24 protein-coding genes are annotated in these 20002 nt (G+C 64.6%); 17 read left to right on the top strand and 7 right to left on the bottom strand.

What is annotated here, in order from left to right:
- Window positions 1–3: 3 nt before the first annotated feature.
- A complete protein-coding gene (locus ACH5N8_RS06855; protein WP_483283004.1) occupies window positions 4–750 on the top strand; it encodes a DUF5765 domain-containing protein in 747 nt (248 codons plus the stop codon).
- Between the two features lie 31 nt (window positions 751–781).
- Window positions 782–1216, top strand: coding sequence for a protease inhibitor I42 family protein (locus tag ACH5N8_RS06860; RefSeq protein ID WP_483283005.1), 435 nt, complete (start codon window positions 782–784; stop codon window positions 1214–1216).
- 72 nt (window positions 1217–1288) lie between these two features.
- Here ACH5N8_RS06860 and ACH5N8_RS06865 read toward each other — a convergent pair whose 3' ends face one another.
- The 7 genes from ACH5N8_RS06865 to ACH5N8_RS06895 all read right to left on the bottom strand — a co-directional run bounded on the left by ACH5N8_RS06865 (window position 1289) and on the right by ACH5N8_RS06895 (window position 8952).
- Window positions 1289–2512: an argininosuccinate synthase gene (locus ACH5N8_RS06865; protein ID WP_483283006.1), complete on the bottom strand. Its 1224-nt coding sequence runs from the start codon at window positions 2510–2512 to the stop codon at window positions 1289–1291.
- A 129-nt stretch (window positions 2513–2641) separates the two neighbouring features.
- Complete coding sequence (locus tag ACH5N8_RS06870; protein ID WP_483283007.1) at window positions 2642–3865, bottom strand: DUF1615 domain-containing protein; 1224 nt, start codon at window positions 3863–3865, stop codon at window positions 2642–2644.
- A 37-nt stretch (window positions 3866–3902) separates the two neighbouring features.
- Window positions 3903–4997 (bottom strand): alanine racemase, encoded by a 1095-nt coding sequence (alr, locus tag ACH5N8_RS06875; protein ID WP_460028586.1) that lies wholly within the window; start codon window positions 4995–4997, stop codon window positions 3903–3905.
- Window positions 4984–6372: a replicative DNA helicase gene (dnaB, locus tag ACH5N8_RS06880; protein WP_460028585.1), complete on the bottom strand. Its 1389-nt coding sequence runs from the start codon at window positions 6370–6372 to the stop codon at window positions 4984–4986. Before dnaB ends, alr begins: the two co-directional genes overlap by 14 nt.
- Before the next feature lie 2 nt (window positions 6373–6374).
- A complete protein-coding gene (hldE, locus tag ACH5N8_RS06885; protein ID WP_483283008.1) occupies window positions 6375–7835 on the bottom strand; it encodes a bifunctional D-glycero-beta-D-manno-heptose-7-phosphate kinase/D-glycero-beta-D-manno-heptose 1-phosphate adenylyltransferase HldE in 1461 nt (486 codons plus the stop codon).
- A 215-nt stretch (window positions 7836–8050) separates the two neighbouring features.
- Window positions 8051–8737, bottom strand: a complete 687-nt coding sequence (locus ACH5N8_RS06890) for a Bax inhibitor-1/YccA family protein (protein ID WP_483283009.1) — start codon at window positions 8735–8737, stop codon at window positions 8051–8053.
- The gene (locus ACH5N8_RS06895) at window positions 8734–8952 is read right to left on the bottom strand and encodes a hypothetical protein (RefSeq protein ID WP_460028582.1); all 219 of its coding nucleotides are present in this window, start codon (window positions 8950–8952) and stop codon (window positions 8734–8736) included. Before ACH5N8_RS06895 ends, ACH5N8_RS06890 begins: the two co-directional genes overlap by 4 nt.
- Between ACH5N8_RS06895 and ACH5N8_RS06900 the strand changes: the two genes are divergently transcribed.
- The 15 genes from ACH5N8_RS06900 to ACH5N8_RS06970 all read left to right on the top strand — a co-directional run bounded on the left by ACH5N8_RS06900 (window position 8951) and on the right by ACH5N8_RS06970 (window position 19797).
- The gene (locus ACH5N8_RS06900) at window positions 8951–9931 is read left to right on the top strand and encodes a Tim44 domain-containing protein (protein WP_483283010.1); all 981 of its coding nucleotides are present in this window, start codon (window positions 8951–8953) and stop codon (window positions 9929–9931) included. The two genes, ACH5N8_RS06895 and ACH5N8_RS06900, sit on opposite strands and share 2 nt — an antisense overlap.
- 123 nt (window positions 9932–10054) lie before the next feature.
- Window positions 10055–10477 (top strand): protoporphyrinogen oxidase HemJ, encoded by a 423-nt coding sequence (hemJ, locus tag ACH5N8_RS06905; protein WP_460028580.1) that lies wholly within the window; start codon window positions 10055–10057, stop codon window positions 10475–10477.
- 65 nt (window positions 10478–10542) lie between these two features.
- The gene (locus tag ACH5N8_RS06910; protein WP_460028579.1) at window positions 10543–10776 is read left to right on the top strand and encodes an FmdB family zinc ribbon protein; all 234 of its coding nucleotides are present in this window, start codon (window positions 10543–10545) and stop codon (window positions 10774–10776) included.
- A gap of 187 nt (window positions 10777–10963) precedes the next feature.
- Window positions 10964–11365: a 30S ribosomal protein S6 gene (gene rpsF, locus ACH5N8_RS06915; protein WP_460028578.1), complete on the top strand. Its 402-nt coding sequence runs from the start codon at window positions 10964–10966 to the stop codon at window positions 11363–11365.
- Between the two features lie 57 nt (window positions 11366–11422).
- Window positions 11423–11650, top strand: a complete 228-nt coding sequence (rpsR, locus tag ACH5N8_RS06920) for a 30S ribosomal protein S18 (protein WP_460028577.1) — start codon at window positions 11423–11425, stop codon at window positions 11648–11650.
- A 34-nt stretch (window positions 11651–11684) separates the two neighbouring features.
- On the top strand, window positions 11685–12593 hold the full coding sequence (locus tag ACH5N8_RS06925; protein WP_483283011.1) for a DUF2232 domain-containing protein: 909 nt from the start codon (window positions 11685–11687) through the stop codon (window positions 12591–12593).
- A 53-nt stretch (window positions 12594–12646) separates the two neighbouring features.
- A complete protein-coding gene (gene rplI, locus ACH5N8_RS06930) occupies window positions 12647–13093 on the top strand; it encodes a 50S ribosomal protein L9 (protein ID WP_483283012.1) in 447 nt (148 codons plus the stop codon).
- A 54-nt stretch (window positions 13094–13147) separates the two neighbouring features.
- Window positions 13148–14434 (top strand): lipid IV(A) 3-deoxy-D-manno-octulosonic acid transferase, encoded by a 1287-nt coding sequence (gene waaA, locus ACH5N8_RS06935; protein ID WP_483283013.1) that lies wholly within the window; start codon window positions 13148–13150, stop codon window positions 14432–14434.
- 40 nt (window positions 14435–14474) lie between these two features.
- Window positions 14475–15566, top strand: a complete 1092-nt coding sequence (ychF, locus tag ACH5N8_RS06940) for a redox-regulated ATPase YchF (protein WP_483283014.1) — start codon at window positions 14475–14477, stop codon at window positions 15564–15566.
- A 298-nt stretch (window positions 15567–15864) separates the two neighbouring features.
- The gene (locus ACH5N8_RS06945; protein WP_483283015.1) at window positions 15865–17133 is read left to right on the top strand and encodes a tyrosine-type recombinase/integrase; all 1269 of its coding nucleotides are present in this window, start codon (window positions 15865–15867) and stop codon (window positions 17131–17133) included.
- 111 nt (window positions 17134–17244) lie between these two features.
- The gene (locus ACH5N8_RS06950; RefSeq protein ID WP_483283016.1) at window positions 17245–17835 is read left to right on the top strand and encodes a hypothetical protein; all 591 of its coding nucleotides are present in this window, start codon (window positions 17245–17247) and stop codon (window positions 17833–17835) included.
- A 459-nt stretch (window positions 17836–18294) separates the two neighbouring features.
- Window positions 18295–18534, top strand: coding sequence for a hypothetical protein (locus ACH5N8_RS06955; protein WP_483283017.1), 240 nt, complete (start codon window positions 18295–18297; stop codon window positions 18532–18534).
- The gene (locus ACH5N8_RS06960; protein ID WP_483283018.1) at window positions 18527–18889 is read left to right on the top strand and encodes a hypothetical protein; all 363 of its coding nucleotides are present in this window, start codon (window positions 18527–18529) and stop codon (window positions 18887–18889) included. Before ACH5N8_RS06955 ends, ACH5N8_RS06960 begins: the two co-directional genes overlap by 8 nt.
- On the top strand, window positions 18886–19110 hold the full coding sequence (locus ACH5N8_RS06965) for a hypothetical protein (protein ID WP_483283019.1): 225 nt from the start codon (window positions 18886–18888) through the stop codon (window positions 19108–19110). The genes ACH5N8_RS06960 and ACH5N8_RS06965 overlap by 4 nt, the downstream gene beginning before the upstream one ends.
- Window positions 19111–19470: 360 nt before the next feature.
- Entirely contained in the window at window positions 19471–19797 is a 327-nt protein-coding gene (locus tag ACH5N8_RS06970) for a helix-turn-helix transcriptional regulator (protein WP_483283020.1), read from the top strand.
- Window positions 19798–20002: the final 205 nt, after the last annotated feature.

Here is a 20002-nt window from a genome sequence, read left to right on the forward strand (position 1 = left end):
CTTATGTGCTGGAGTGGAGAAGCCTCGGCCGTGCTGGCCACGGTCGGTTTTGGCACCGCCGCCTACGTTGCCTGGAAGGGCGAGTCGAAGGAGTTGTGGATTCCCTTGACCTATTTCGCCTGCATGGAACTGCTACAGGCGGCAACCTACGTCTACATCAACCTCTGCGATGCGCCACCCAACCAGATACTGACGCTTTTCGGCTATCTGCACATCGCCTTCCAGCCCTTCTTCGTCAACATGGTGGCCATGTATTTCATTCCCGAGGAGGTCAAGCGGAAGATCAGCACGGTCGTCTACAGCATCTGCGCCGTGGGGGCGCTGGCGATGCTGGTCAAGATGTATCCCTTCGCCTGGGCGGGCAAGTGCATCATCGGCTTCGAGGGATTCTGCGGGGCCGATGCCTGCTCCGTTTCCGGCGACTGGCACATCGCCTGGCAGCTGCCTCTCAACGGACTGATGTCGGACTATCCCGACAACCCCTTCGGTTTCCGTTACGGGCTGCATGGCTTCACCTACATCCTCACCGCCTTCTGGATGCCGATCCTGTACGGCTCCTGGCGCTTCGTCGGCTTCCACTACCTGGTGGGGCCGCTGATCTCCGACATCCTGACCTCCAATCCCAATGAGTACGCGGCGGTCTGGTGTCTGTTCTCGATCGCGCTCTGCGTTTCCGTGATCAAGTCGCCGATCCGGAAGTATCTGCACGTGCAGACCTGGCCGTATTACCGCAAGGCCTACGCCGTCTGAGCGCCCGGCATCGGTTGCCGGCTTGTCCGCCATGCGCCGGCGCACAGCCCGCCGATCGATCCGCCTGGCGCTGCTGGCAGGGATGCTCGCGGCCGGCGGCGGGTGTCTGCCGGTGATCGACGAGCCCGGCATCCCGGTTGTCGAGGTCGCCACGCGGGATGCCGGTGCCACCGTGGATCTGGACATGCAGCAGCGGTTGGTGATCCGTCTCGATGCCAACTGGACCACGGGCTATCGCTGGCTGCTCATCGACCGCACGGGGCAAATTCTGGAGACCGTGGGCGATGCCCCGGATTATCAGGAGCAGGCGAATCTTGGCGGACTGCTGGGGCTGGGCGGGCAGGAGGTCTGGACCTTCCGGCCGCTGGCCAGGGGCGACGGGCTGTTGCGCTTTGAGTACCGGCGCCCCTGGGGCGAGGGCCGGGAGGCCATCCGCTCGGCGGTGTTCAACGTCAGGGTACGTTGAGGCGGGACGGCCGAAGCCTCTGCCCGGTGGCGCCTCCGGGGCGCTGACCGGGCAGGGTGGTGGAGGGCGTCGTCAGGCGAAACGGGCGCCTTTCTTGGCGGCAATGCGCATGCGCAGGGCGTTCAGCTTGATGAAGCCCTCGGCATCCTTCTGGTTGTAGGCACCCCGATCATCCTCGAAAGTGGCGATGTTCATGTCGAACAGGCTGTTGTGCGCGGATTTCCGGCCGACCACGGTGACGTTGCCCTTGTACAGCTTGACGCGCACCTCGCCGTTCACGTTCGCCTGCGAGCCGTCGATCAGGTTCTGCAGCATCTGGCGCTCCGGGCTCCACCAGTAGCCGTTGTAGATCAGGCTGGCATAGCGCGGCATCAGTTCGTCCTTGAGGTGGGCAACCTCGCGGTCCAGGGTCAGGGACTCGATGGCCCGATGGGCCTTGAGCATGATGGTGCCGCCCGGGGTTTCGTAGCAGCCCCGCGACTTCATGCCGACGTAGCGGTTCTCGACGATATCCAGGCGACCGATACCGTTGGCGCCGCCCAGCTGGTTCAGGCGCGCCAGCACCCGGGCCGGGGACATGCGCTCGCCGTCGATGGCGACGATATCGCCGCGTTCATAGCTCAGCTCGACATAGGTGGGCTGGTCCGGAGCCGCCTCGGGCGAGACGCTCCAGCGCCACATGCTTTCCTCGGGTTCGGCCCACGGATCCTCCAGGACGCCGCCCTCGTAGGAAATGTGCAGCAGATTGGCGTCCATGGAGTAGGGCGAGGCCTTGCCGCGCTTCATCTCGATCGGGATGCCGTGCTGTTCCGCGTAGGCCAGCAGGGTTTCGCGCGAGGTCAGATCCCATTCGCGCCAGGGCGCGATAACCTTGATGTCGGGCTTGAGCGCGTAGGCGCCCAGTTCGAAGCGCACCTGATCGTTGCCCTTGCCGGTCGCGCCGTGGCAGATGGCGTCGCAGCCGGTTTCGTTGACGATCTCGATCAGCCGCTTGGCGATCAGCGGGCGGGCGATCGACGTGCCCAGCAGGTATTCGCCTTCGTAAATGGCGTTGGCGCGGAACATCGGGAACACGAAATCGCGTGCGAATTCTTCCGTCAGGTCGTCGATGTAGATCTCCTGGATGCCCATGGCCTGCGCCTTGGCCCGCGCCGGCTCCACTTCCTCGCCCTGGCCGATGTCCGCCGTGAAGGTGACGATTTCGCACTGATAGGTTTCCCGCAGCCATTGCAGGATGACCGAGGTGTCAAGGCCGCCGGAGTAGGCGAGGGCAACTTTCTTGATGGTGGTGGACATGGAATCGCTACCTGATGAGTCGAAAAAAAGCGGAATTATAGGGTGCCGCCGGCCTTCCCGGCAGATCGGTTGCCGTTCGGCATGACCGTTACCGTCGGTATCGGCCCGCCTGGGCGCTTGGCATGACCTTTAGCGGCGACGCAGGCAACGGTTGAAACGCTCGTTGACGCGCTGGGCGAACCGGGCCGTGGTCAGTCCGCGGGTGATTTTCGGGCTGTTCAGCCGGATTTCCGGCAAGCGTGCCGAATCTGGCCGGAGGCCGCGCCGCTGGGCCAGCAGGAACAGGCGCCGATAAAGCTCGGTCTGCTCGAAGCCGGCCGATTTCTCCTGGCGCAGGTCAGCCAGGATGGCCGATGCGCCCAGGCCCAGGGCGTTCGCCAGCTGAAGCGTGGCCTGCTGGGTCTGGCTGGGTTCCTCGCTGACAGTGCCATCCCGGTAGCGCAGGAGATCGCCGTCCGGTTCGATGTCGATGCCGGTCAGCTGGCCGATCGTCTGCTGGAAGGCCGCATTGCGGCTGGCGTAGCGACCGGCGTTGAAGTCGGCGAAGCGGTAGCGCATCTGCCGATAGGTGGCCGGGTAGTCGAGCAGGTAGGCGGCGCCGAAATACAGCCCGCCGCGGCGGCTGAACAGTTCCTCGCGCAGCGAGCCGGTGCGCGGATAGGGGTAGGGTTTTTCCCGCACCTGCCGCTCGGCGAAGGCAAGGCTGACCTGCATCGGTCCTCCCGTCCTGACCGGGTTGTAGTGCGCCAGCCATTGCCTTCCGAACGGCAGCTCGGCCATCATGTCCGCGTACAGCCGGTTCAGGTCGTTCTCGGTCCGCAAGGCAGCGATGCGCTCCCGGTAGCTGTGGCCGTCCGGCGACCGCATCGACAGGGCCAGCTCCAGCGCGCCTGCGGGAATGTGGTAGCGTTCGGCGCGCCTGTCGATCTCGGCCCGCACGATGCGTGGCAGGCCCGCCACCGGGGGATCGGCCTGGAACGAGGATTCCTGCTCGGTGACCGCGATGACGGCGCACAGGTTTTCGTCGGTCGGCGCCAGTCGCAGCGCCGCGAAGGCCGTCGCCATGTCCCGGGCCCAGCCCCCGGCATCCTGGATACCGGGCGGCAGCAGATGACGGATGCGCGTGCGGGTATCGCCGACGCCCGCCCGGACCGGCTGACTGCTGGCCGGTTCGGGGCGGGCCGGTTTCTGTCCGGACGCCGGGCTCGCCGCGGCTTCCAGCAGGTGATCGATTTCGTCTGCCGTCGGTTCGCCCCGGGTGCCCGCGGCGCCGGTCGGTGGCGGCAGGGTCGCGCAGCCCGTCAGCTGGATGGCCGCCAGTATCGCCACCAGGACCCTGTGCCACCCGCTCATGGGGACCGGTGAAAGAGGGCGTCGACGCATCCTCGCCTCAGACGTCGATGATGCGCACGCGCTGGGTGATACCGCAGAGCAGGTCGTAGGGAATGGTGCCGGCCTGGTTGGCGATCTCCTCCACCGGCAGGCCTTCCCCCCAGAGGGTGACGAGATCGCCGATGTCCGCCTCGGGACATGCGGTCAGGTCCAGCGTGATCATGTCCATCGAGACGCGCCCGATCAGCGGCACGCGCCGGCCGCGCACCAGCACCGGCGTGCCGGAGCGGGCCAGCCGGGGATAGCCGTCGCCATAGCCGATCGCCGCCACGCCCAGGCGCGTCGGATGCGGGCAGATCCAGTCGCCGCCATAGCCGACCCGGGTGCCGGCCGGCACCTGCTTGATGCTGATCAGCCGCGAGCGGAAGGTCATCACCGGTTCCAGATCCTCGTCGAGCCCGTTGCGGCCCGGGAATGGCGAGACGCCGTACAGGGTGATGCCGGGCCGCACCCATTCGCGGCGCGCATCCTGCCAGGCGAACAGGCCGGCCGAGTTGGCGATGCTGGATTCGCTGGCCACGTCGCGCGTGACATCGCGAAACAGCGTCAGCTGATGTTCGGTGAAGCGGTCCTCGATCTCGTCGGCATTGGCGAGGTGCGACATCAGCGGAATGGGCTGCCGGACCGCCGGGCAGGTTTCCAGCCGCCGCCGCAGGACATGGAATTCGCCCGGCAGCATGCCGAGCCGGTGCATGCCGGTGTCCAGCTTGAGCCAGACTGCCAGGGGACGCGGCAGCCGCGCCTGTTCCAGCCAGTCCACCTGCCAGTCGGAGTGGATCACCGGTTCCAGGCCGGCCTCCGCATGCGCCGCCAGTTCCTCGCGGCTGACGAAGCCTTGCAGGACCGCGATGCGTTGCTCGATGCCCCCCGCGCGGAGGGTCAGGCCCTCGTCGGTGCGGGCGACCGCGAAGCCGTCGGCCGCCTGCAGGCTGCGGGCGATGCGCAGCATGCCGTGCCCGTAGGCATTGGCCTTGATGACGGCCATGACCCGGGCTTCCGGCACCACGGCACGGATGCGGCGCAGGTTGCCGGCGGCAGCCGTCAGCTTGATCAGGGCATGCGCGGTGCGGGTGGGATCGTCAGTAGGACTCACCGGCGTAGGGGTCGTGGATGAAGTTCTCGAAGCGGGTATATTGGCCCAGGAAGGTCAGGCGCGCCGTGCCGATGGGGCCGTTACGCTGCTTGGCGATGATGATTTCGGCCGTGCCCTTGTCGGCGGTCTCCTTGTTGTAGACCTCGTCGCGGTAGATGAAGACGATGACATCGGCATCCTGCTCGATGGCGCCGGATTCACGCAGGTCCGACATCACCGGCCGCTTGTTCGGCCGCTGTTCGAGGCTGCGGTTGAGCTGCGACAGGGCGATCACCGGCACGTTGAGTTCCTTGGCCAGCGCTTTGAGCGAGCGGGAAATGTCGGAAATCTCGTTGACGCGGCTCTCGGCGCCGGGCGACTGCATGAGCTGGAGATAGTCCAGCACCACCAGCCCCAGCTGGCCATCGTGTTCGCGCGCCAGGCGGCGGCAGCGGGCGCGCACCTCGGTGGGCGTCATCGCCGGGGTGTCGTCGATGAAGAGTTTGGTTTCGGCGAGGATATTGATGGCCGAGGTCATGCGCGGCCATTCGTCGTCCTCCAGCTTGCCGGTGCGGACGCGGTGCTGGTCGATCCGGCCCAGCGAGGAAATCATGCGCATGGCCAGCTGTTCGCCGGGCATTTCCATGCTGAACACCGCCACCGGCACCTGCTCCTTGATGGCGACATGCTCGGCGATGTTCATGGCGAAGGTGGTCTTGCCCATGGATGGCCGGCCGGCGACGATGATCAGGTCGGAGGGTTGCAGGCCCGAGGTCATCTCGTCGAAGTCGTTGAAGCCGGAGCTGGCGCCGGTGATGTGGCCTTCCTTCTGGAACAGCATCTCGATGCGGTCGATGGCCTTAGCCAACAGCGGCTTGATGGGACTGAAGCCGGTGCCCTTGCGGCGGTACTGGTCGGCGATGTGGAAGACCCGCTGCTCGGCGGCCTCGATCAGCTCGATGGTCTGCCGGCCCTGCGGATGGTAGGCCAGATCGGCGATATCGCCGCCCGAACTGATCAGCTGCCGCAGCACGGATTTCTCGCGGACGATCTCGGCGTAGGCCACGATGTTGGCGGCGCTGGGCGTTTCTTTGGCCAGCGTGGCGAGGTAGGCCAGCCCGCCGCATTCCTCCAGCCAGCCGAGCTGCTCCAGGGTCTCGGACAGGGTGATGACATCCAGCGGCGACTGTTTTTCCGCCAGCAGCTTGATGGCGCGGTAGATCAGCTGGTGGTCGCGGCGGTAGAAATCGTCCTCGATGAGGAAGTCGGCGACCTTGTCCCAGGCCTGCTTGTCCAGCATCAGGGCGCCGATCACCGATTGCTCGGCGGTGATCGAGTAGGGCGGAACCTTCAGGGCCTCGACATTATCGGCGGGTTTGCGGGAACGTTCGGCCATGCTCAGGAATTGGCAGCGGTGGAAGCGGTGTCGAGGGTTCTCCGGCCGCTGATCCTGTCGATCAGGCCGGTGGTCGAGTGTCCCTCGACGAAGGGCAGGATACGGACCTCGCCGCCACGGGCGAGGACCAGGTCATGGCCGGCAATCGCGGTGATGTCGGGGTAGTCGCCGCCCTTGACCAGGACGTCCGGCAGCAGCCGGCCAATCAGGGCGCGCGGGGTATCGTCCTCGAACGGTACGACCCAGTCGACGCAGGCCAGCGCGGCCAGCATGGTCATGCGGTGCGGCAAGGGATTGATCGGGCGCTCCGCGCCCTTGAGCCGCCGTACCGAGTCGTCCGAATTGACCATCACCAGCAGCCGGTCGCCCAGCTTGCGGGCGCGTTGCAGGTAATCGACATGGCCGGGGTGCAGGATGTCGAAGCAACCGTTGGTGGCGACGATCCGCTCGCCCTCGGCACGCGCGGCCGCCAGCAGCGGCAGCAGCGCCTCGGCATCGGTGACGCCGCGCCGGCGGGCGGGGGAACCGCCGCGGAGCGACTGGGACAGCTCGGCCGCCGAAATGGCGGCAGTGCCCAGCTTGCCCACCGCGAGACCGGCGGCCAGATTGGCCAGGCGGGTGGCCTCGGTCAGCGGCAGCCTGGCGGCGAGGCCCGCCGCCAGGGTGGCGATGACGGTATCGCCGGCGCCGGTGACGTCGTAGACCTCCTGGGCATGGGTCGGCAGATGCAGGGGGGGCTGCTCCCGTTGCAGCAAGGTCATGCCCTGCTCGCCGCGGGTGATGAGCAAGGCCTCCAGCGCCAGTACCTCCAGCATCCTCATGCCGCGCTCGACCAGCTCCGCATCGCCGCGGCAGGCGCCCGCGACAGCCTCGAACTCGGCGCGGTTGGGCGTCATCAGGGTCGCGCCGCGATACTTGCCGAAGTCCGTGCCCTTGGGATCGACCAGAACCGGCTTTGCCTGCTCGCGGGCGATGGTGATCAATTCGCCCACCTGCCACAGGGTGCCCTTGCCGTAATCCGAGAGTACGGCGATGTCGGCCATTGCCAGCTGCTGCCTGAAACGGTCCACGAGACGGCCCGGCTCCGGCGCGGCAAAGCCTTCCTCGAAATCCAGCCGGATGAGCTGCTGGTGGCGGCTCAGCACGCGCAGCTTGGTGATGGTGGTGTTGCCCGGCAGGGTTTCGATGCCGCAGTCGATGCCGGCGGCTTGCAGCAGGTTTTCCAGGCCGGTTCCGGCTTCGTCGTCCCCGCGCCAGCCCAGCAGGCAGACCTGGCTGCCGAGGGCAGCGATATTCAGCGCCACATTGCCGGCACCGCCGACGCGCTCCTCGATCTGGTTGACCCGGACCACCGGCACGGGGGCTTCCGGGGAAATGCGCGACGTGCTGCCATGCCAGTAGCGGTCGAGCATGAGGTCGCCAAGCACCAGGAGGCGGTGGCGGGTAAAGTCGGGGAGATGCATGTTCCGGCAGGGGCGAAGAGGCCACGAAGCATAGCACAGTGGCGCACCCCGGCGGCTCGGGCATGGGCCAGGGCGCCCGGCCCCCCGGCCGGTGTCCGGCAGCAGGGAATGGTCAGCGAGGGTGTGCCGCCGGGAAGCGGATCAGCGGGTCCCGGCGGGTGTTCGTCATGAGCTCGCCGGGAGTGTCGCGTCTCTTGCCGGCGGCTATTGGGGGCTCAATCCTCGCCCTGCAGCACACCGAACAGCTGCAGAAGGCTGGTGAACAGGTTGTAGATGGAGATGAACAGGGTCAGCGTGGCCTGGATGTAGTTGGTCTCGCCGCCATGAACGATGGCGCTGGTCTGAAACAGGATGAGCCCCGACATGAGCAGCACGAACATCACCGAAACCGCCATGGACAGGCCGGTGAGGCCGGGGATGAAAAGCGCCGCCAGGCCTGCCAGGAACGCCACCAAGATGCCGGCCGACAGCATGCCGCCGAGGAAGCTGAAATCCTTGCGGCTGATCAGGGCATAGGCGGAGAGGCCGACGAAGTTCAGTCCGGTGCCGCCCATCGCCAGCATCACCAGCTGCGTGCCGTTGGCGAAGCGGCCGATGTAGGCATTCAGGATGGGGCCCAGGGTGGCACCCATGAATCCGGTCAGCGCGAACAGGAACAGAAGTCCCAGGGCGCGATCGCTGAAACGGTTGACGAGATAGAGCAGGCCGAAGTAGCCGACCAGCGTGATGAGCGGGCCGGGGTAGGGCAGGTTCATGAACATGGCCGCGCCGGCGCAGGCCGCGCTGAAGATCAGGGTCATGGCCAGCAGCGCATAGGTGTTGCGTAGCACGCGGTTGGTGGCCAGAACGCTGGCGGCCGGCTGACGGACAAGAGTCGATGTCGATGTGGGGGTCTGGCTCATGCGCAAGTCTCGCTGATGTTGGGAACGGGATTGTTCGACCACGGAATGGTAGCGCAGTTTGGTGGCGGGCAAGCCCCGGCGCGCCGGTTGGCCGCGGCTGGCGAACCTGTCTTCTGCGGGCGGGTCTCATGGGCATCGGCAGGATCGTGCTTGATTTTTCCCCGGCCGCGCACCATCTTGTTGCCGGTCAATACCTGACAGAGAAACGTATCCATGACTAGAAAATCCGGTTTCGTGACCAGTGCCCTCCTGGGGCTCCTCGTATTCACCGTGGGCGTGTCGGATGTCTCCGCGGCTCGCATGGGTGGCGGTCGCTCCTTCGGTAGCCGGCCGTCCTACAGCGCGCCGTACCAGCGTTCCACCACACCTTCGAATCCGGGCACGGCCCGGCCGGACATGCCGGCGCAGCAGCCCGCCATGTCGGCGGCCCAGCAGCGCAATCAGGCGGTGCGCGACTCCCTGGCGCAGCGCGGCGGTCTCGGCCGCTTCCTTGGCGGTCTGGCGCTCGGCGGCCTGCTGGGCGCGCTGTTCTTCGGCGGCGGCTTTGAACACATCAATTTCTTTGACCTGCTGATCTTTGCCGGTATCGCCTTCCTGCTATTCAGGCTGCTGGCCGCGCGTCGCCAGGGCCAGGCGCGTCCGGCGTCGGCGGGCGGCTATTTTGGTGGCGGCGCCGCCGATGCGGGCGAGAGCGGTTCCGTGTATGGCCGGCAGGGCAGCGATGGCCGGGCCCCCGCTGCCGGTTTCGACACCGACATCTTTTCCCGCAAGGGCGGGTCCGCCAGCGCCGCGCCCGCGGGCAATGGCGTGGCGATGCCGGCCGACTTCGATGCGCCCGCGTTCCTGAACGGTGCCCGGGTCGCTTACGAGATGATGCAGAAGGCCTGGGACCGGGGCGACCTGGCCGACTTGCGGGCACTGACCACCGACAAGGTGTTTGCCGAGTTGCAGGAGCAGATCCGTGCCCGTGGCGTCGCACCCAATCAGACCGACCTGCTCAAGGTCGAGGTTGAGCTGCTGGAGGTCCGCGATACCGGCAGCGACCGGGAGGTGACCGTGCTGTTCGATGTCCTGATGCGCGAGGAGCGGGATGCGCGACCCGAGCAGGTGCGCGAGGTCTGGCACTTCACCCGACCCCGCAACAGCCGCCAGCCGACCTGGTTCCTGGATGGCATCCAGCAACTGGAGGACTGAGTGGCATCCGGCGACGGTTTGTGATCTTGACGAGGGGCAGTGCAATCTGCCCCGCACCAACCGTCGTCGCCTGACCGGACGGCAGCTCCGGATTCCTACCCATCCAGCGGACAGACATTGCCCATGTGGCTCAAGGCCCTGCATCTGATTTTCATGGTGACCTGGTTCGCCGGGCTGTTCTATCTGCCCCGGCTGTTCGTCTACCATGCCCTGGCGGACGACACGATCAGCCGGGAGCGCTTCAAGGTCATGGAGCGCAAGCTCTACTGGGGCATCACGACGCCGGGGATGCTGCTGACGCTGCTCTTCGGCATCTGGATGCTGGCCGATTACGCCTGGGCCAGTTATGGGCATGGTGGCTGGCTGCATGCCAAGCTCGCGCTGCTGGCACTGCTGGTGGCGTATCACGTGCAGTGCGGTCGCTGGCTGAACGACTTCAGGCACGATCGCAACCGTCATGGCCATGTCTATTACCGCTGGATGAACGAGGTCCCGGTGCTGTTCCTGATCGCTATCGTCCTCCTGGCGGTTCTGAAGCCCTTCTGAAGCCCTTCTGAAGCCCTTCTGAAGCCCGAAACCTCTTCCCCTCTTTAACGACGACGGATTCACCCATGCCTACCTACGACTATCAGTGCAAATCCTGCGGCCATCCCTACACGGCCATGCACAAAATCAGTGAATCGGCGCCGGCCTGCCCGGAATGCGGCGGCGCCGACATCAGGAAACTGGTTGCGGCGCCCGCCGTACATGGCAAGGGTGGCGGCGCATCCCATGCCGAGCCGGCTTGCGCCGCGCCCGCCTTCCAGGGCGGCTGCGGTTCCGGCATGTGCGGCCACCGGCATTAAGTTCCGCGGCAACGCATGCCGGGGCGTGCCCCGGCACGCCAGATTCCTCGCTTCCTGCTGACGGCGGGTTTTGAACAACCCGCCGGAATCCTGTATATTTCCCGCCTTTTAGCCGGCGGCCAGTCATGGCCGTCACTCCTTGCCTCACCGTTGTTCCGGGAGGCTTCATCATCCGTAAGGAGCATTCATGCGTCATTATGAAATCGTCTTCATGGTTCATCCGGATCAGAGCGCGCAGGTTCCAGCCATGCTGGAGCGCTATCGCACCCTGATCGAGTCGGCATCCGGTGCCATCCACCGGCTGGAGGACTGGGGGCGCCGCCAGCTGGCATACCCGATCAACAAGATCCACAAGGCACACTATGTGCTGATGAATATCGAATGCGACCAGGCCACCCTGGAAGAGCTGGAAAGCGGCTTCCGTTTCAACGATGCGGTCCTGCGTAACCTGACCATCCGCCGGGAGAGCGCGATTACCGAGCCTTCCCCGATGGCGCGCAAGGAACATCAGGAGTCCGCCGAGATTCGCGATGCCGACGGCGAAGGCGCCCCGGCCGCCGAAGCGCCGGCGCAGCCCGTCGCCGGTTGAGCTTTCCCGGCATCGCATCATTGATACACAACGACTAACGCATTCGAGGTTAATCAGATGGCACGTCAATTCAAGCGCAAAAAATCCTGCCGTTTCTCCAGCGAGGGTGGCCAGGAAATCGATTACAAGGACCTGGACCTGCTGCAGGAATATATTTCCGAAACGGGCAAGATCGTCCCCAGCCGCATCACGGGCACCAAGGTGAAGTACCAGCGCGAGCTGGCGACCGCCATCAAGCGTGCGCGCTTCCTGGCATTGATGCCGTTCTGCGACAGCCACGAGTAAGCGCAGGGCGGACGGCGGCCGGGGCTTCCCATCCGTGAACACGCTGGCGAATTTCATCATGAAGGGCCGCTCGCAGGCCATTCTGGTGATAGCGGCACTGACCATCCTGTCCTGGATGCTGTCGCTGGCCAGCCTGCTGGCGGCGGCAGCCGTGGCGCTGCCCACCCTGCGGCGCGGCGGTCGGGAAGGGCTGTGGCTGATCGCCGGAGCGCTGCCGGTGGTTGCCTTGGCGGGGCAGATGATCATGGGCAGCGCGGTTCAGGCCGGCGGCTTTGCGCTGGCCATGTGGCTGCCCTTGCTGGTGATCGCCATGATCCTGCGGGAAACCGCCAGCCTGTCCATGGCTGTGATGGCCACCGTCGGCCTGGGCATCCTGGTCGTGTTCGGATGCTACGCGGTCATTGGGGATCCGGCGGCCTACTGGGGTGAAACCCTGGGGCAGGCCGTCAGGCCGATGCTGGAACAGCGTGGCGCCGGCGGCAACGAGGCCGCGCTCCTCCAGTCGATGGCGGTGTTTGCGCGCTTCGCCACCGGTGCGATCGCGGCGGGTTCCGTCCTGACCGTATTGCTCAGCCTGTTCATCGCTCGCTGGTGGCAGGCCAGCCTCTACAATCCGGGCGGATTCCGCGCTGAATTCCTGGGCTTGCGCATGCCGAAGTCGCTTGCCGGCGCCTTTTTGCTGATGCTGGCCGTGGCGGCAACAGGGGGTGTCGCGGGCGAAATCGCTGCCAATCTGTCAGTGCCGATGTTCATGGCCTTCCTGCTGACCGGTTTCTCGGTCGTGCACGCCCTGTGCGCGGGCAGTCCATCGGGCCGGTTCTGGCTGATCGGTCTCTACATCGGCATGATGTTCATGGCCCCCCTGCTCCTGCTGGTCGCCCTTGCGGGACTGACCGATGCCTGGCTCGACTGGCGGCGCAGGCTGCCAGCGCGGCGCGGCTGATGCAGTCCCATCCTGAATCAAGACGACATAACTAATTTCTGAGGTCAATCAACATGGAAATCATTCTTCTGGAAAAGATCCCCAACCTGGGCGGGCTGGGCGACAAGGTCAACGTCAAGCCGGGCTACGGTCGCAATTACCTGATTCCCCATGGCAAGGCCGTGGTGGCCACCGCTGAAAAACTGGAACAGTTCGAGCAGCGCCGCGCCGAACTGGAAAAGAAGGCCGCTGATACCCTGGCGGCAGCACAGGCGCGCGCCAGCGCGATCGGCGCCCTGTCCGTCACCATTACCCACAAGGCCGGCGACGAAGGCCGCCTGTACGGTTCGGTCGGCACCCGCGATATCGCCGAGGCCGTGACGGCTGCCGGCATCGCCGTCGAGAAGCAGGAGGTCCGCCTGCCGTCCGGCCCGATTCGCCATGTCGGCGAGTACGAGATCGGCATCCAGCTGCATGCCGACGTCGTGGCCATCCTGCCCCTGACCGTCGCCGCCGAGTAATCGGCTACCCGGACTGGCGCCGTTCCGCGGCGCCCCGAGCCCAGGGCAAGAAGCGTGAAGCAACTCTACACGCTGCTTTTCTACGTCTTCCTGCCCGGGGTGTTGTTGCGGCTGCTGGGGAAAAGCCGCGGGCAGCCTCGCTATCGCCAACGCATCGGTGAGCGCCTCGGGTACTACAGGGACATCCCTCCCGTACCGGCAACCCTCTGGATCCATGCGGTTTCGGTGGGTGAGTGCGAGGCCGCCTTCCCCCTGATCCGCTCGCTCCTGGACCGGCAACCCGGTCTGACCTTGCTGGTGACCTGCACCACCCCCACCGGCTCGGCGCGCATCGCCGAAGTGCTGGGCGATCGGGTCCGGCATGTCTATCTTCCCTACGATCTGCCGGGCGCGGTTGACCGCTTTTTCACGCATTTCCAGCCCCGCTTCGGCTTGATCATGGAGACCGAGATCTGGCCGAACCTGTTCCTCGCGGCACGGGCCAGGCAGGTTCCTCTGGCCATTCTCAATGGGCGACTCTCGGCGAGATCGGCGCGCGGGTATCGGCGCCTCGGCAAGCTGACCGCGCAGAGCCTTTCCGCCGTCAGCCTGATAGCCGCGCAGACGGAGGGCGATGCCGAAGCCTATCGCTCGATCGGTGCCGCTGCCGCGGCGGTCACGGTCACCGGCAACATCAAGTTCGACGCACCCTGCGACCAGGCCATGCGGGCGCGTGCGGCGGAACTCCGGCGGACGCTTTTCGGCGAGCGTCCGGTCTGGATAGCCGGCAGCACTCATCCCGGTGAGGAGGAGCAACTGCTGGAATCCCTGTCCGCCATCCGGCGCACGGTTCCAGATCTCGTGCTGGTCATCGCGCCGCGCCATCCGGAGCGCTCCGGCGAGCTGGCGAAGCTTTGCGAACGTGCCGGGCTGGCGGTGCAGTACCGCTCAGGCGGTGGCGCCTGTGGCCCGGATACCGACGTCTACCTGATCGACGGGATCGGCGAACTGCGGCTTTTCTATGGCACGGCCGACGTTGCCTTCGTCGGTGGCAGCCTGATCCCGCATGGCGGCCAGAATGTCCTGGAGCCCGCAGCGGCCGGCATCCCGGTCGTGATGGGCCCGCATGTCATGAATTTCCGCGAAATCTGTGCCAGGCTGCTGGCGGCCAACGGTGCCGTGCAGGTGAACGACGCCGGTGAGCTGGGGCAGTGGGTCAGCCGTTTTATCCGCGAGCCGGACGTGGCGCGGGCCTATGGCCGGCGTGGCCGCGACTTTGTCGAAGCCAATCGCGGCGCCCTGGCGCGGACGCTCGACTGGCTGGAGGCCTGGATGCACCAGCCATCCCCGGGCCCGCACTGACCGCTACACTTCCATCATCCTTCTCTACTGACATCCCGCTATGACGCTTTACTGTGGCATTGTCGGTTTGCCGAACGTCGGCAAATCCACGCTGTTCAACGCCTTGACCAAGGCGGCCATCGCCGCCGAGAACTATCCTTTCTGTACCATCGATCCGAATGTCGGCGTGGTGCCGGTGCCCGACCCGCGGCTCGATGCCCTGGCCAAGATCGTCAAGCCCGAGCGGGTGCTGCCGACCACCATCGAGTTTGTCGATATCGCCGGATTGGTGGCCGGGGCCTCGAAGGGCGAGGGCCTGGGCAACCAGTTCCTCGCGCATATCCGGGAAACCGATGCGATCGCCCACGTCGTTCGCTGCTTCGAGGACGAGGATGTCATCCATGTGGCTGGCAAGGTCGATCCGATTTCCGATATCGAGGTCATCAACACTGAATTGAGCCTGGCCGACATGGCCACCGTGGAGAGGGCCCTGCAGCGCGCCACCAAGGCGGCCAAATCGGGCAACAAGGACGAACAGGCGCGCAAGACCCTGTTCGAGTCCGTGCTGGCCCATCTCGACGCCGGCAAGCCGGTGCGCACCCTGGAGCTCGACGCCGAGGAGAAAGCCCTGCTGCGCGAACTGCATCTCCTGACCAGCAAGCCGACCATGTTCATCGCCAATGTTCGCGAGGACGGCTTCGAAAACAACCCCTTCCTGGGGCGGGTCAGGGCGCATGCCGAAGCCGAGGGGGCCCAAGTCGTGCCGGTCTGCGCAGCGTTCGAAGCCGAAATCGCCCAGCTGGACGAGGCGGACAAGGGCGACTTTCTGGCCGAGATCGGGATGGATGAGCCCGGCTTGAACCGCGTCATCCGCGCTGCCTACAAACTGCTCAACCTGTCGACCTACTTCACGGCCGGCGTCAAGGAAGTGCGTGCCTGGACCATTCCGGCCGGCGCCACGGCACCGCAGTCGGCCGGCGTGATTCACACCGATTTCGAGCGCGGCTTCATCCGCGCCGAGGTGATCGCCTACGATGACTACGTCAAACACGGCGGCGAGCAGGGTGCCAAGGATGCCGGCCGCTGGCGTCTCGAAGGCAAGGAATACGTGATGCACGATGGAGATGTCGTGCATTTCCGCTTTAACGTCTAAATAAATAATCGAATTTCGGCGTACACCGCCGAACGCTGAAAGCCCCGCCCCGTAAGGTGTAGCGGGGTTTTTTATGTCCGTCAGTGTGCGGGAAGGTGCGTAGAAAACCGGGTATAAACCGGGTAAGCTACCGGGTACGACGCTGGAGACGGGTCCAAAAAGACCGGGTACGGCACCCAAAATGGCCCGAAAAGCCGGTCTCAAGCGTCAGGATTTCCCCCTTACAGACCGGCTGAAAGCCAGACGCCACAAGGCTTCCAGCGAAAACCGGGTAAGGCTGCAAAAAATGGAGGCCACCATGCTTACCGACACCGCGATCCGCACCGCCAAACCCCAGGCCAAGCCGTACAAGCTGACCGACGAGAAGGGGCTGTACATCGAGATCAAGCCAAACGGGGCCAAGGCTTGGCGCTACCGCTATGAAATGCGGGTGGATGACAAGAAGAAGGAAGGGCTGTATGCGCTGGGCGACTACTGCATCCCGCCTGCCGGCGAATCGGACGAGGATGCGAAGCTGAGGCGGGCAGGCGGGCTGTTCACCCTGGCCGAGGCCAGAGACGAGCGTACCCGGTTACGGGCGCTGGTGAAGTCGGGTATCAACCCGGTTCATCAACGGAAGCTCGACAAGATCAAGGTGCAGGCAGCCAACGCCGAAACCCTGGAGAACCTGGCGGATGAATGGCTGGCCACCAAGGATTGGGCCGAGATTACCCGGTATCGCCGCCGCCAGATGATGCAGCGGGTGATATTTCCCAGGATCGGCATGTTGCCGGTCCGGCAAGTCACACCCCAACATGTCCTCGATGTGCTCAAGACCGCCGAGAAGCAGAACGGTCCCGCCGTGGCAGCCGAGGCCAAACGCACCCTGGCCGGTATCTTCGCTCTCGCGGTTTCAACGCTACGCTGCGAGACGGACCCGGTTTATCCGGTCAAGGATGCGCTGAAGCCGGTCAAGTCCCAGCACAAGCGGGCGCTTGAGCCCGAGGAAATCGGGCAGTTGCTCCGCGACATCGAAACGCATCCGGGCCGATACGAAACCATCGCCTGCTTTCAGTTGATGTGGTGGACCCTATGCCGTCCCGCCGAGGCTGTTGGAGCCCGCTGGGCGGAATTCGACCTGGAGCAAGGGCTGTGGACCATTCCGCCCTGGCGCATGAAGAAACGGAAGCTGCATGTGATCCCGCTACCGCCCCAGGCCGTGGCCATGCTGAAGGGGCTGAAGGGCGTTACCGGCAAATATGAGCATGTGTTTGTGGGCAGGGACGACAGAACCCAGCCAATGAGCTACGGCACCTTGAGGGCCGCTGTGTTCACGCTGGGCTGGGCCGGGAGGTATTCCCCCCACGCTACCCGCACCACCGGCAGCACCCGGCTCAACGAAATGCGCTACCACGCCGATGTGGTCGAGGCGCAGTTGGCCCATGTCGAAACCAATCGGGTCCGGGGCACCTACAACCACGCCACCTACCTGGATGAACGCCGCGACATGATGAACCGCTGGGCGGATTACCTGGATGCGCTGAAGGATGGCACCGACAACGTGGTGACGTTGAGGAAGGCGGGGTGAGGTAGGCGATCCGCACTACCTGTTGATGCAAATCGGCAGGAAAAACACATCATATTGTGTTCTGAATTGCGACCTTGAAGCACCAGGCGACCGGCCATAGACTCGACGATCATGGATGCCGTAATCAGCTCACTGATAGCACAGCTCAACTCCAGCGTTTTCATTCTGCTGGTGATCCTGCTCGTCATCATCTGGACGACCTTCCAGGCTGGGTCTTTGGTCGAGAGGTTCCGGACGCATGAACAGAAACTCGATGAAGCCCGCGGCATCCAGAATGAAATGATCTCCATCAGGACGAAAGTGGACCTGATTTACCAAAACACCAATCCGAACGCCCTCTTTCGAACCCAAAGCCCCTTGGGATTGACCCCGCGAGGGGAGGCCGTAGCCAAGGAATTGGCAGTGAACGCATTGCTCAACAAGCATTACGCGCAGCTGCACAGAGCCGTGGACAATGAATCCCCCAAGACCGCATACGACATTCAGGTAGCGTCTCTCAAGGCTGCAAGGGAGCAGTTGGCAGACATGCTTGAGGAGAAAGACCTGAGCGCCATCAAGGACCAGGCGTTCAAGACGGGCGCATTGCTAGATGACATGCTGGTGATTTTCGGGATCATGCTGCGGAACCGCATTCTTACCGAGCGAGGAATACCCCTCACTCAGGTTGATCTGAGCGACCCTGCCAGTCCCACGCCTGGCTAATGGGTCAAGGAATCCCCAAAACACCCAGCCACCGTGCCGGGTTTTTTGTGCCTGCCAGATTGCCCACGTTGACCGCTGGCGGATGTGAGCCCCGCACCTGGAGGATGGGGCTGGGTGGACCGATGCGGACCTGATAGGGGCGCTGGGCGAGGCATCAGGAAAACCCGGAATTTCCGGCCGGAACCATCAGAAATCCGCATGATCCACCGGGACGAAAGCGTGTAATCTCCGGTTGTCCCGGTACGCATACCGGGCAGGGCGTGACAACCCTGTGAACCAAGGCGCATCAAGCGCCACCCGTGGGCGCTTTTTCATGCCTGCCGTTTTTCTATGGCGGCTGGCGTGGGCAGCCTTCGGGCTGGCCGGTCCTTGGTCCGGTTTGTCACCCCGCGTCAGTCCGCCACCCAATGCCGTGACAAGCATCGTGGCGGTTACTCATCGAACCAAGGAGTTACCGCAATGGCACACGCCACACCTACGGGCGAAATCCGCCCAAACCTGACCCCGCACGACCTGTTTTTCCTGAACAAGGCGCTAATCGGCTGTGATGCCGTCGCCTGTCTCATCGAGGGCGCTATCCGCCACCCCGAAGCCGTGACGCCGGCCAAGCTGGTGATCCTGGCCGAGGGCCTGCGTTCCGCCGCCGATACCCTCGACCCCCGCCGCGTTCGTCAGATGGAGGGCCAGCGTCATGGATAAGCGCATCGATTCCGCCGCCATCGTGGCCGCGATCCTGGCGCAACACCTACCCGGCAAAGGAGATTCGGAACTGGTATCCATGACGGTCGGTAGCGTGCGCCTGCTGCTGGCGGACGCTGTGAGCCGCGCCAATGCATTGCACCGTGAACAGGCACATGCGGACATGCTGCGGATTACCGGCCCGCTGCTGGGCTGTGGCACGGCGCTGGAGGCTATCTGCGACACCGCCGAGAGCTTGTTGCAGATCAACGGCACAGGCAATGGCATCAGCATGGTCATCGAACTGATCAAGGCTGTGCAGTCGCGCCTGGAGTCCGCTACCGATGACTTTGAAAGGGCACGGATGCAGTCATGAGCCAGCAAGCCACCGTGCGCGAGGACGCATTACAGAGCATCTGGCAGGCGATTGTTGACCGGGCATCCGTGCTTGCGATTGTCGAGGCAGCAACTGATTCCAACCTTGAGGCACCAGATCCCGTCCATTTCAGCGTGGTGCTGCGTCAGGTACAGCGCCAACTCCTTGAAGCCGCTGACCGGCTGGACCGCTGTAGGGACGCGGGGGAGGGTGAGCCATGACCCCCGCGAATTCGGGGATTTTTGGGAGGAAAAGTCAGACGGAATGCGGCTTTTACAAAAATCCGTTTGAATTTGTCAAGCGCTGCTGGCATTCTGTTGTCAACGGACGAGAGCGGCAAACTCCTCACCTGCGGCCCGGAACAACGTTAACTGCGTTAACTGCGTTTCGCGGCTATGAGGCTCCACTCGACCCTGGTGTCCTTCGCCAGGATGACCGCAACCCCCGCATCACGCGGGGGCATCCGTTGGGGCCAGAACGTCGCAAAAAGTCCGCGGCTAAGGGGGATGACGAAGCTTGCTACCGTCTGGTAGCGGCTGCGCCATGCCCAGCCCACCAGGCGGCTCCAATCGGAGTCTCCAATGCCTGCTACCAAATCACGTCGTGGCCGTCCGGCCAAACTTTCCACTGTTGCGCCTGCCGCTCAAGCAGTCTCAGAAATCATTCAGCCCCAAGTTGCACCCAACGTAGAGGCCAGTCCTGGCCTGCTGCGCTTGGAGCGCATCATCAAGGGCAATCCCGCCAAGGGCGTCGAGCCCATCGTTCCGATCTCCCGCACAACTCTGTACGAGTTGGTGAAAACCGGCCAATTTCCCGCGCCGGTTCGAGTTCCTGGAGTTCGGGCCTCATTCTGGCGGGCAGATCAGGTTTACGCATTCATTGCCGCAACGGCAGGCGGTGCCCGGTGAAGCGGGGCAAGCCTGCGCCGGGCGTCAAGGCGAGTCGGGTACTGCGTCGAGTCAAGCGGAAATGGAGGACCAAAAATGGCCACTCCAGATAATGAAAACCCCCGCCCGGCGGCAACCGGGGCGAGGGCAAAAAGGGAATCCGACGCCGCAATTTTATCACCCGTCAGGGCAGTTCTCAACGCGTTGGACCGCGTGAAAGCCACCG

Source organism: Methyloparacoccus sp. NF-16 (genome assembly GCF_056880625.1).

Coding starts and splice junctions, on each gene's coding strand:
- ACH5N8_RS06970 (WP_483283020.1), top strand. CDS start 19,471: ATGCCTGCTACCAAATCACGTCGTGGCCGTCCGGCCAAACTTTCCACT.
- ACH5N8_RS06945 (WP_483283015.1), top strand. CDS start 15,865: ATGCTTACCGACACCGCGATCCGCACCGCCAAACCCCAGGCCAAGCCG.
- hldE (WP_483283008.1), bottom strand. CDS start 7,835: ATGCATCTCCCCGACTTTACCCGCCACCGCCTCCTGGTGCTTGGCGAC.
- ACH5N8_RS06900 (WP_483283010.1), top strand. CDS start 8,951: ATGACTAGAAAATCCGGTTTCGTGACCAGTGCCCTCCTGGGGCTCCTC.
- ACH5N8_RS06870 (WP_483283007.1), bottom strand. CDS start 3,865: ATGAGCGGGTGGCACAGGGTCCTGGTGGCGATACTGGCGGCCATCCAG.
- ACH5N8_RS06965 (WP_483283019.1), top strand. CDS start 18,886: ATGAGCCAGCAAGCCACCGTGCGCGAGGACGCATTACAGAGCATCTGG.
- ACH5N8_RS06890 (WP_483283009.1), bottom strand. CDS start 8,737: ATGAGCCAGACCCCCACATCGACATCGACTCTTGTCCGTCAGCCGGCC.
- rpsR (WP_460028577.1), top strand. CDS start 11,423: ATGGCACGTCAATTCAAGCGCAAAAAATCCTGCCGTTTCTCCAGCGAG.
- ACH5N8_RS06910 (WP_460028579.1), top strand. CDS start 10,543: ATGCCTACCTACGACTATCAGTGCAAATCCTGCGGCCATCCCTACACG.
- ACH5N8_RS06960 (WP_483283018.1), top strand. CDS start 18,527: ATGGATAAGCGCATCGATTCCGCCGCCATCGTGGCCGCGATCCTGGCG.
- hemJ (WP_460028580.1), top strand. CDS start 10,055: ATGTGGCTCAAGGCCCTGCATCTGATTTTCATGGTGACCTGGTTCGCC.
- rpsF (WP_460028578.1), top strand. CDS start 10,964: ATGCGTCATTATGAAATCGTCTTCATGGTTCATCCGGATCAGAGCGCG.
- ACH5N8_RS06955 (WP_483283017.1), top strand. CDS start 18,295: ATGGCACACGCCACACCTACGGGCGAAATCCGCCCAAACCTGACCCCG.
- ACH5N8_RS06865 (WP_483283006.1), bottom strand. CDS start 2,512: ATGTCCACCACCATCAAGAAAGTTGCCCTCGCCTACTCCGGCGGCCTT.
- ychF (WP_483283014.1), top strand. CDS start 14,475: ATGACGCTTTACTGTGGCATTGTCGGTTTGCCGAACGTCGGCAAATCC.
- ACH5N8_RS06860 (WP_483283005.1), top strand. CDS start 782: ATGCGCCGGCGCACAGCCCGCCGATCGATCCGCCTGGCGCTGCTGGCA.
- ACH5N8_RS06855 (WP_483283004.1), top strand. CDS start 4: ATGTGCTGGAGTGGAGAAGCCTCGGCCGTGCTGGCCACGGTCGGTTTT.
- rplI (WP_483283012.1), top strand. CDS start 12,647: ATGGAAATCATTCTTCTGGAAAAGATCCCCAACCTGGGCGGGCTGGGC.
- ACH5N8_RS06950 (WP_483283016.1), top strand. CDS start 17,245: ATGGATGCCGTAATCAGCTCACTGATAGCACAGCTCAACTCCAGCGTT.
- ACH5N8_RS06895 (WP_460028582.1), bottom strand. CDS start 8,952: ATGGATACGTTTCTCTGTCAGGTATTGACCGGCAACAAGATGGTGCGC.
- dnaB (WP_460028585.1), bottom strand. CDS start 6,372: ATGGCCGAACGTTCCCGCAAACCCGCCGATAATGTCGAGGCCCTGAAG.